The sequence below is a fragment of the Pseudomonas sp. NBRC 111132 genome (assembly GCF_001320565.1).
Classification (GTDB): Bacteria; Pseudomonadota; Gammaproteobacteria; order Pseudomonadales; family Pseudomonadaceae; genus Aquipseudomonas; species Aquipseudomonas putida_P.
The window spans coordinates 34,096-41,380 of record NZ_BCBI01000058.1 but is presented as its reverse complement, the minus strand read 5'-3'; the positions used below and the strand labels follow the sequence as shown (position 1 = coordinate 41,380).

7 protein-coding genes are annotated in these 7,285 nt (G+C 62.6%); 5 read left to right on the top strand and 2 right to left on the bottom strand.

From position 1 onward, the window contains the following. Window positions 1–506: response regulator (locus APH35_RS22840; RefSeq protein ID WP_156341237.1), on the bottom strand; the 506-nt coding region annotated here is incomplete at its 3' end. Window positions 507–754: 248 nt separating this feature from the next. Here APH35_RS22840 and APH35_RS22835 point away from each other — a divergent pair. The 5 genes from APH35_RS22835 (at window position 755) to APH35_RS22815 (ending at window position 5,792) form a co-directional block, all read left to right on the top strand. Next, on the top strand, window positions 755–1,822 hold the full coding sequence (locus APH35_RS22835; protein ID WP_060515579.1) for a DUF2333 family protein: 1,068 nt from the start codon (window positions 755–757) through the stop codon (window positions 1,820–1,822). 2 nt (window positions 1,823–1,824) lie between these two features. Next, window positions 1,825–2,361: an NUDIX hydrolase gene (locus tag APH35_RS22830; protein ID WP_060515578.1), complete on the top strand. Its 537-nt coding sequence runs from the start codon at window positions 1,825–1,827 to the stop codon at window positions 2,359–2,361. 327 nt (window positions 2,362–2,688) lie between these two features. Next, complete coding sequence (locus APH35_RS22825) at window positions 2,689–3,060, top strand: translation initiation factor Sui1 (protein ID WP_060515577.1); 372 nt, start codon at window positions 2,689–2,691, stop codon at window positions 3,058–3,060. Between the two features lie 151 nt (window positions 3,061–3,211). Next, the gene (speA, locus tag APH35_RS22820) at window positions 3,212–5,125 is read left to right on the top strand and encodes an arginine decarboxylase (RefSeq protein WP_012270333.1); all 1,914 of its coding nucleotides are present in this window, start codon (window positions 3,212–3,214) and stop codon (window positions 5,123–5,125) included. Between the two features lie 211 nt (window positions 5,126–5,336). Further along, window positions 5,337–5,792, top strand: coding sequence for an REP-associated tyrosine transposase (locus tag APH35_RS22815; protein ID WP_060493803.1), 456 nt, complete (start codon window positions 5,337–5,339; stop codon window positions 5,790–5,792). Between the two features lie 88 nt (window positions 5,793–5,880). Here the strand turns inward: APH35_RS22815 and APH35_RS22810 are convergent, their stop codons facing one another. Then, entirely contained in the window at window positions 5,881–7,218 is a 1,338-nt protein-coding gene (locus APH35_RS22810) for an MATE family efflux transporter (protein WP_060515576.1), read from the bottom strand. Window positions 7,219–7,285: the final 67 nt, after the last annotated feature.

The following is a 7,285-nucleotide window of genomic DNA, read 5'->3' as shown; positions in this document are numbered from 1 at the left end:
TCGATGATCAGCACGCGCAGCGGGTCGTGCGGGGTGGCATTGGTCAGCAGTTCGACCTTTTCCAGCAGGCTGGAAGCCTCCAGGCTGCCGGTGAGAAAGTCCTTGCCACCGGCGCGTACGGCGGCAAGGCGGGTTGGGGTGTCGGCTTCGTGGTGGCTGAAGAACAGCAGCGGAATATGTCGCGCCAACCCTTGCTGCACCTGGGCGGCCAGCTGCAGGCCTTGGCCCGTACCGGTGAAGTCGACATCCATAATGATGGCCGAAGGCGGGTACTCGCAGATCGAGGCGAGAAACGCCGTAGCATTGGGCAGTGCTTGCACCACCAGGCCGAAGAACTCCAGTTGCTGGGCCAAGCGCTGGGCACGCTCATGATCCTGCAGCAGGATGTACACCGGTTTGCGTGGGGGCGGCGGCAGCAGTGGGTCGAGCGGGTCGTCCTTGCGCAGGCCGTTACGCGTCAGCTGTTGCACGGGGCATTGCGGGCTCGGCTCGACTGCTTTGCTCATGTCCTGGCTACTTATAGGTTGGGATGTGCAGGGGCAATGATGGCTCTATGCTAGCAGCTCTTTTCAAGCGCGTGACTGCCCTGCATCAACAAAGCGGCCAGAACGAATATTCAGTTACTGACTGAATGGTCGCTTATGCGTACGGTGGTGTCTGCTTTATAGTGCTGCCACGCGGGCTTGCCGTGGCACCCTGGCGCAGGCCTGTGGTCCAAGCCCCTGAACCGTCGTGACTGATTAAGGACAAAGCCATGCTGGACTGGAAAAACCGCGAGGCCAAAGCCGAGCCCCGTGAGCGTGTCGATGGCCGCGGCGCTGCCGCCCGTAGCTACGTTGGCGGCCTGTGGAGCCGCGCCCTGGGGACCCTGATCGGGTTGTACCTGCTGGTGTGTATCGGCCTTGGCTGGTACTGGAGCCAGGAGCCCGCGCTGTTCCCGGTGCAGCAGAATGCCCAGGCCGCTGCCGAGCGCAATGGCCAGCAAATGGTGGTGGGCTACACCACCCTCGAAACCCTCAAGACCGTTGCCGGCACCTTGCTGAACAAGCCGGGCGGCTACATTTCCAACGACCGCTTCCCGCCAGGGCTGTGGATGGACAACATGCCGAGTTGGGAATATGGCGTGCTGGTCCAGGTACGCGACCTGTCGCGCGCGCTGCGCAAGGACTTCGCCCGGTCGCAGTCGCAGTCCACCGAAGACGCCGACCTGGCCAAGGCCGAGCCGCGATTCAACTTCGACAACAAGAGCTGGATCTTGCCATCGAGCGAGTCGGAGTTCGAAGAGGGCATCAAGTCGCTGTCCCGCTACCAGACTCGCCTGGCTGCTGGCGACAAGGGCGCGATCTTCTACACCCGTGCCGACAACCTGAACAACTGGCTGGGTGACGTGGCCACTCGCCTGGGCTCGCTGTCGCAGCGGCTGTCGGCCAGCGTTGGCCGGGTCAAGCTCAACAGCACGCTGAAGACCGAGTCGGTCGTCGCCGGCCAGGCGCCGCAAGTGGACGAGGAGTTGGTGGAAACCCCGTGGCTGCAGATTGACAACGTGTTCTATGAAGCCCGTGGCCAGGCGTGGGCGCTGTCGCACCTGCTGCGTGCTATCGAGGTGGACTTTGCCGATGTGCTGGCCAAGAAGAACGCCACGGTCAGCGTGCGCCAGATCATCCGCGAGCTGGAAGCCTCGCAAGAGCCGCTGTGGAGCCCAATGGTGCTGAACGGCAGTGGCTTCGGCATGTGGGCCAACCACTCGCTGGTCATGGCCAACTACATTTCCCGGGCCAACGCCGCGGTTATCGACCTGCGTCAGTTGCTGTCGCAGGGTTGATGATGGCTATCAGCCCAAACGAGGCCGCCCACCGGGCGGCTTCCGACCGCGAACTGGTCACCTGGGTGGACGAAGCCGACCAGGTGCTGGGCGCGTTGCCCCGTGCCGAGTTGCGTGAGCGCGGGTTGATCGGGCGTTGCACGTTCATCTTGCTGTTCAACAGTGCCGGTGAGCTGTGTGTGCATCGTCGCACCCTGAGCAAGGCGCTGTACCCAGGCTATTGGGATGTGGCGGCAGGCGGCATGGTCGCGGCCGGGGAGGCGTATGCCGAGTCGGCCGCACGCGAGCTGGCCGAAGAGCTGGGGATCGAAGGTGCGCAGCTGCGTTTCCACGAGCGGTTCTACTTTGACCAGCCGGACAACCGTCTGTGGTGTGCGGTGTATTCGGCGGTGTCCGATGCGCCATTGCGACTGCAGCCGGAAGAGGTGATCGAGGCGCGGTTCATTGGCCTGGAGCAGGCTGAGCAGGAAAGCCTCAGCAAGCCATATTGCCCGGACTCGTTGGCGGCGTTGCAGCGCTACAAGCTTAGCTTGAAATAAAGCAGGGGCCGCTTTGCGGCCCGATCGCGACACAAGGCCGCTCCTACAAGAGGTCGCGTCCCCCGGCCTTGCGCGGTCTCCTGTAGGAGCGGCCTTGTGTCGCGATCGGGCTGCAAAGCAGCCCCAATACGCGAAGGGTCGCAAAACATTCGCAAAATGCCGCAATCCTGTACTTAGCAACGGCTGCATTTATCGTTACACTGCGCGCCCTTTTCGGGCTGTCGCAAGTCTTGCGGCAGTAGCGCCGCCCCTGCCAGAGTGGGGCTTCGCGGTCGGCCTCAACCCCAAGGCACGACCAGTTTTTGTCCTCAGCACAGAGGAACAAAAGTGGCCAAGAAAGCTTCTTCCTTTTCCGCCCTTGGCGGTCTCGTGTATTCCACCGACGCTGGTCGGCACTGCTCTGACTGTGGCCAGCCAGTGGATGCCTGCATCTGCAAGCAGCAAATTATCCCCGAAGGCGACGGCATTGCCCGTGTGCGCCGTGAGAGCAAAGGCCGTGGCGGCAAGACCGTGACCACCGTCACCGGCGTGCCGCTGCCGCCCGACCAGCTCAAAGAGCTGGCGACCACGCTCAAGCGCCGCTGCGGTACCGGCGGCGCTCTGAAGGACGGGGTTATCGAGATCCAGGGCGACCATGTCGAGCTGTTGATCGGCGAGCTGACCAAACAGGGTTTCAAGGCGAAAAAGTCCGGCGGCTGAGGCCATCGCGCGATTTTTTGCCCAGCGCTTTCTAAACTCGTTCCCGTGGCCAGGGTCTATGCCTGAACACGGATGAATCGTCATTTTCAGCTTTTACACTCGCTCCGCTGCCTGCGGGGCAGTGTCTTCGACTTATCTATAGGGGACTTGAATGTCCGTACGACGCACACGCAAAGACGATGGTAGCCAATGGACCGTGGCCGACAGCCGCAGTGTTTATGGCATCCGCCATTGGGGCGCTGGTTATTTCGCCATCAATGAAGCCGGGCGCGTCGAAGTGCGCCCCAACGGCCCCAACAGCGCGCCGATCGACCTGTACGAACAGGTTGACGAACTGCGCCAGAGCGGCCTGTCGCTGCCCTTGCTGGTGCGCTTCCCCGACATTCTGCAGGACCGCGTACGCCAGCTGACTGGTGCGTTCGATGCCAACATCGCGCGCCTGGAGTACCAGAGCCAGTACACCGCGCTGTACCCGATCAAGGTCAACCAGCAGGAAGCGGTGGTGGAAAACATCATCGCCACGCAAAACGTTTCCATTGGCCTGGAAGCCGGCTCCAAACCCGAGCTGCTGGCCGTACTGGCGCTGGCGCCGAAGGGCGGCACCATCGTCTGCAACGGCTACAAGGACCGTGAGTTCATTCGCCTGGCGTTGATGGGCCAGAAGCTCGGCCACAACGTGTTCATCGTCATCGAGAAAGAGTCGGAAGTGGCGCTGGTGATCGAAGAGGCCGCCGAGCTGAAGGTGAAACCGCAGGTCGGCCTGCGCGTGCGCCTGTCGTCGCTGGCTTCGAGCAAGTGGGCCGATACCGGTGGCGAAAAGTCCAAGTTCGGTTTGTCTGCCGCCCAGCTGCTCTCTGTAGTACAGCGCTTCCGCGATGCAGGCCTGGACCAGGGCATTCGCCTGCTGCACTTCCACATGGGGTCGCAGATCGCCAACCTGGCTGACTATCAGCACGGTTTCAAGGAAGCCATCCGTTACTACGGCGAACTGCGTGCGCTGGGCCTGCCGGTCGACCACATCGACGTTGGCGGTGGCCTGGGCGTGGACTACGACGGCACCCACTCGCGCAATGCCAGCTCGATCAACTACGACATGGACGACTACGCCGGCGTGGTGGTGGGCATGCTCAAGGAGTTCTGCGACGCGCAGGGCCTGCCGCACCCGCACATCTTCTCCGAGAGTGGCCGCTCGTTGACAGCGCACCACGCCATGCTGGTGATCCAGGTGACCGACGTCGAGAAACACAACGACGACGTGCCCACCATCGAGAACAAGGAAGCCCTGCCCGAGACCGTGCAGTGGCTGGTCGACCTGCTTGGCCCGACCGATATCGAGATGGTCACCGAGACTTACTGGCGCGCCACCCACTATATGGGTGACGTGGCCGCGCAGTATGCCGATGGCAAGATCAGCCTGGGCGAGAAGGCACTGGCTGAACAGTGCTATTTTGCCGTCTGCCGCCGCCTGCACAACTCGCTCAAGGCCCGCCAGCGCTCGCACCGTCAGGTGCTGGACGAGCTGAACGACAAGCTGGCCGACAAGTACATCTGCAACTTCTCGGTGTTCCAGAGCCTGCCGGACACCTGGGCCATCGGCCAGGTACTGCCGATCATCCCGCTGCACCGCCTGGACGAAGAGCCGATGCGACGTGCGGTATTGCAGGACCTGACCTGCGACTCCGACGGCAAGATCAACCAGTACGTTGATGAGCAGAGCATCGAGACCAGCATGCCGGTGCATGCGCTGAAGGAGGGCGAGGACTACCTGCTGGGCGTGTTCCTGGTCGGTGCCTACCAGGAAATCCTGGGCGATATGCACAACCTGTTCGGTGACACCGACTCGGTGAACATCTACCAGAATGCCGACGGCAGCGTGTACCACGCCGGTATCGAGACCCACGACACCATCGAGGACATGCTGCGCTACGTGCACCTGTCGCCGGAGGAGTTGATGACGCATTACCGCGACAAGGTGGCCAGCGCCAAGATCACCGCACGTGAGCGTACCCAGTTCCTGGATGCCTTGCGCCTTGGGTTGACCCGGTCTTCGTACTTGTCGTCGTAACCGCCGGGGCCGCTTTGCGGCCCATCGCGACACAAGGCCGTTCCTACAGCGGATCGCGCAGTAATTGCCATACGCGATTTCCCTGTAGGAGCGGCCTTGCGTCGCGAACTGAGGGCGCAGCCCTCACGGCGTCATACCCGGTAATGATCCGCCTACGCCATCCCTCATTGCGACACCTATCCTGCGAATGCAATGTTCAAAGGAATTCGACATGGACCGTCACGGCAATCATCGCTTGCGCCAAGGGCGCTTTTCAGAGTCAGGCAGGCTTTATCTGCTAACTACCGTTACCCGCCAACGGCGCCCGCTGTTCCAGAACCTCTGGTTTGCACGAGCGGCCATTAATCAATTGCGCCTGAGTGATCATGAAGGTAGTTGCCGTACGTTGGCTTGGGTTCTGATGCCAGACCATCTGCATTGGTTGATCGAGCTTGGGCCTACCAGCCTGGACAAACTCATGTGTGCTTTCAAGTCACGCAGCAGTTGTGCGCTTTACCGTATAGGTGCCGAGCGAAAGCACATCTGGCAGCCTGGCTTTTATGACCGGGCATTGCGCAAGGATGAGGATGTAAGGGCTGCTGCCCGCTACATCATCGCCAACCCGATTCGGGCGGGTCTGGTTCGACGAGCGGGCGAGTACCCACATTGGAATTGTGTGTGGCTGTGAGCCGGCAGGTGAGGGCTTCGCCCTCATTTCGCGACACAAGGCCGCTCCTACAGGGATCGCGATACCGAGCCGTTCCGCGATCCCGGCATTACCGAACCCACTCACCTTTCTGCTGCAACCGCCACCCCACCCACCCCAGCGTCACCGCCCGCAACCCCATGAACCCGAGAAACGCCAACCATAGCCCATGGTTGCCGAACCCGTTCATGGCCACCGCCACCGGCAGTGCAATCAGTACCGACACCACCATCGCATTGCGCATCTCCCGCGCCCGCGTCGCACCGATGAACAACCCATCCAGCAAGTAACTCCACACTGCAATCAACGGCAGTACCGCCAGGTAGGGCAAATACGGATAGGCCGCATTGCGCACGCTTTCGATGTCGGTCTGCAGGTCGATGAACAAGTGCCCGCCCAGCAGGAACAACCCGGCAAACCCCAAACTGGTGATCAGCGACCAGCCACAGGCCACCACCAACGAACGGCGCAAGGTGTCGCGGTCGCGGGCACCAATGGCATGACCGCACAGGGCCTCGACCGCATGCGCCAGCCCGTCGAGGGCATAGGCCGTCAGCAGCAGGCCATTGAGCAGCAGGGCGTTGGCCGCCACCGTGGCCTCACCCAGGCGCGCCCCCTGCACAGTAATCAGCAGGAACACCAGTTGCAGCGCCAGGCTGCGCAGGAAGATATCGCGGTTGACCGCCAGCAGCGGGCGCCAGGCCTGCCAGCGTTTGAGCGCTGCCCAGGCGACCTGCCCCGGGTAGGCACGCAGTGCCGGGCGGGTCAGGGCCAGGCCGAGCAGCGCGGCGCTCCATTCGGCAATGACCGAAGCCCGTGCCGACCCCAGTACGCCCCAATCCAGGCCCAGCACGAACCACAGGTTCAGGACGATGTTCAGCAGGTTGGTGGTCAGCAGGATGGCCAGTGGCGCCCGGGCGTTCTGGGTGCCCAGAAACCAGCCAACCAGCGCATAGCTGGCAAGCGCCGCGGGCAGGCCAAGCAGGCGGGTATGGAAGAAGTCTTCGGTGGATTGCTGCAGGGCTGCACTGGGTTGCATCGCATGCAGTGCCAGCTGGCTGAACGGCAGAGCCAGCAGGCCGATCATCAGGGCGAAACCGACCGCCAAAAGCAGCCCTTGTACCAGCACCTGGCGCAACGCGGCGCCGTCGCCACGGCCAGCGGCCTGTGCGGCGAAGCCAGTGGAGCCCATGCGCAGGAAGCCCATCAGGCCAACCATGAAGGTGAACAAAGTGGCGCCCACGGCCACGGCGCCTAGCTGGTGGGCGTGGGGGAGGTGGCCGATGACGGTGCTGTCGACCAGCGCCACCAGCGGTACGGAGATGTTGGACAAGATCATCGGTGCGGCCAGCGCCCAGACCTTGTGGTGGGTAGGGCGGTGGCGCCAGTCGGCGGAGAGTTGGGACATTTGCTTACCAAGGGGCTTGGGGCCGCTGTACGCCCCTTTAACGAAGGCCACAGTGTAACCACCAGGC